Source organism: Roseateles sp., assembly GCF_049240545.1.
Classification (GTDB): Bacteria; Pseudomonadota; Gammaproteobacteria; order Burkholderiales; family Burkholderiaceae_C; genus Paucibacter_A.
Window position 1 is genome coordinate 1 of sequence record NZ_JBMLSK010000062.1, and the last position, 2,245, is coordinate 2,245.

The following is a 2,245-nucleotide window of genomic DNA, read 5'->3' on the forward strand; positions in this document are numbered from 1 at the left end:
CTCAGGTCAGGCGCCGTCACGCCTGCGGAGAGGTGTCTTCCACATTAACCCCTCGGTCGAGGCGAGGCCCAACGGCAAGCCAACCCGCCCGCTTCCAGGTTGTGCGTATCATCCTTCCAGCGGGCGGGTCGCCTTGCCGTCGGCCCCGCCTCACCTCGAACGTTGATATGGCTTCTCTCTGTCAAGAGGCCGAACGCATTCCTCTGCAATGACAGATGTCATTGATCCCGTTGCCGGACGGGGAACGCGACGGAGCCTGTGGTTGCCACCCGTAATGGATGTGCGACGGTTGTTCATGCTGATATGCGAGGGTTGGTTACCTCAAGACAGATTTACGTCGCGGGGCTGCCTTCGCTCTAGGGTCTGAGATCGCCCGACATGCGTTGCCACACGCCTGGCGCTGCAATAACGTTTTCGAGGGTTCCCCAGTGGCCGCGGCTGCGCCGCGTTCCCCCTCCGGCATCTGAGTCAGTGTCTGGTTCTGCGCACCTCCTGTCCTTTCCCCTTGGTCAGCGGTATTTGTCTTCAGCCTTCTCAGGCTGCGCTGCTGCCCGCAGGTTCGATCTTGGTGCCCTGCCAGCCCGAGGTCTGGACCTCGCGCCCGATGGCCCAGACGAACCCCGTGAGCTCGCGCGCCACCGCGACCACGGCCTTGTTCTTCATCACCCGGCGCGCCACCAGGCGCTTGAACTTCGCGTTCAGCCGCAGCTGCGCCTTCCAGGCGATGTCGGTGACTGCCTTGGGCAGTTGGTCGTGCCGCCTGGCGATGATCGGGCTCACGCGCGGGCTGTGCTGGCAGTGCCAGGCCACCTCCACCAGCATGCGCCGCGCGGCGCTGTTGCCAGCCTTGGTGATGCTGCCCTGACGCCGCTTCGGGCCCGAGGAGTGTTCGCCCGGCACCAGGCCGACGTAGGCCATCAGTTGCCGCGGGTTGTCGAAGCGCAGGAAGTCCTGCAGCTCGGCCACCAGCGTCATCGCCGCGACCAGTTGCACCCCGCGCATGGCCTGCAGCGCCTGCACCACCGGCGCCAGGCCCCACTCGGGCAGCGTGTCGCGCATCGCCTGCTCGAGCCTGCCGATGCGGGTCGTGGCCTCGGTCACGGCGTGCAGGTACTCCTGCAGGGCGATCTGCTGCGCCGCGTGCTCCATCTTCAGCGTGGCCAGCCAGCGCAGGTGCGCCGCCGTCCACGCGCTCTTGCCGGCGTAGGCGATGCCGCTGCGCAGCAGCAGCGCCTTCAAACGGTGGCGCGCGTTGCGGCATTCGCGCACGGCGTCCTCGCGGCTGCGTGCCAGATCGCGCACGGCTTCGTCGGCTGCGCCGGGCACACGCACCGCGGTGAGACCCCCCGACCTGGACAGCCGCGCCAACATCATCGCGTCGCGCCGATCGGTCTTCACGCGGTCCCCCGATCGCTTGGGAATCGACGCCGGCGCGACGACTTCGCAGTCGATGCCCTGCGTGCTCAAGTGTCGCCAGATCACGAACCCGCACGGGCCGGCCTGGTAGACCACATGCAGTCGGCGCCCCTTGCTGACCAGCCTGCGCAACGCCTTGTCCAGCCCGACGAGATCCCCACCGATGCTGCACACATGGCGCACCTCACCGTCCCGCCCGGCGTCCGCTGTGGCGATGTCGATGCTGTCCTTGTGAACATCCAATCCGACGTACAGAGTGCTAGATTTCGCCATGGCCCGTCTCCTTGCAAATTCGCAACGACCTGACCGACCATCGGTCCGGTGCATTGGTGTAGCTCGGCACGCCCCCGGCGTGCAACCTACGTAATTGCAGGGGACGGGCCGCCCGAATTTGCGAAGCCATTCTGTCTAGGCAGCACAAGCACTACCCCCGAGGTGTCTACGCAGTTCACATACGAGCCGCTCTCGCTCGATCACACTGACGAGCTCGCTGCTCTACTCCTCAACGAACCGGTGTACCGCCATATCGGGGGCGAACCTCCGACGCTTGAGCGCTTTCGTTTGGGCATGGCAAGGGCCTTGGCCGGGCCACCGGCGCATCGCCTGGGTGAGACCTGGATCAACTTTGCAGTGCGCGAGAACGCTTCGGATCGCCTTGTCGGGCGCCTGGAAGCAACGATCCATACGGGTGTCGCCGAGGTCGCGTTCCTCTACGGTCCGCAACACTGGGGCAATGGCTTCGCCACCCAGGGCCTACGGTGGCTTCACACGTTCCTGCTAGTGTCTAATTGCGTAAATTAACGATAGTGTTGCGAAGCTGTGAGCCCCG

Annotated in this window: 2 protein-coding genes; one reads left to right on the forward strand and one right to left on the reverse strand. The window is 65.5% G+C overall.

Going from position 1 to position 2,245, the window contains the following annotated elements; genetic code table 11:
* Positions 1-534 precede the first annotated feature (534 nt).
* Entirely contained in the window at positions 535-1,689 is a 1,155-nt protein-coding gene (locus ACOVRJ_RS03740) for an IS110 family transposase (RefSeq protein WP_422042558.1), read from the reverse strand.
* 162 nt (positions 1,690-1,851) lie between these two features.
* Between ACOVRJ_RS03740 and ACOVRJ_RS03745 the strand changes: the two genes are divergently transcribed.
* A complete protein-coding gene (locus ACOVRJ_RS03745; protein ID WP_422042559.1) occupies positions 1,852-2,217 on the forward strand; it encodes a GNAT family N-acetyltransferase in 366 nt (121 codons plus the stop codon).
* The last annotated feature ends 28 nt before the right edge of the window (positions 2,218-2,245 follow it).

What these genes read in the sequence shown, in the direction of transcription:
- ACOVRJ_RS03740 (WP_422042558.1), bottom strand. Translation starts at nt 1,689, where the DNA reads ATGGCGAAATCTAGCACTCTGTACGTCGGATTGGATGTTCACAAGGAC.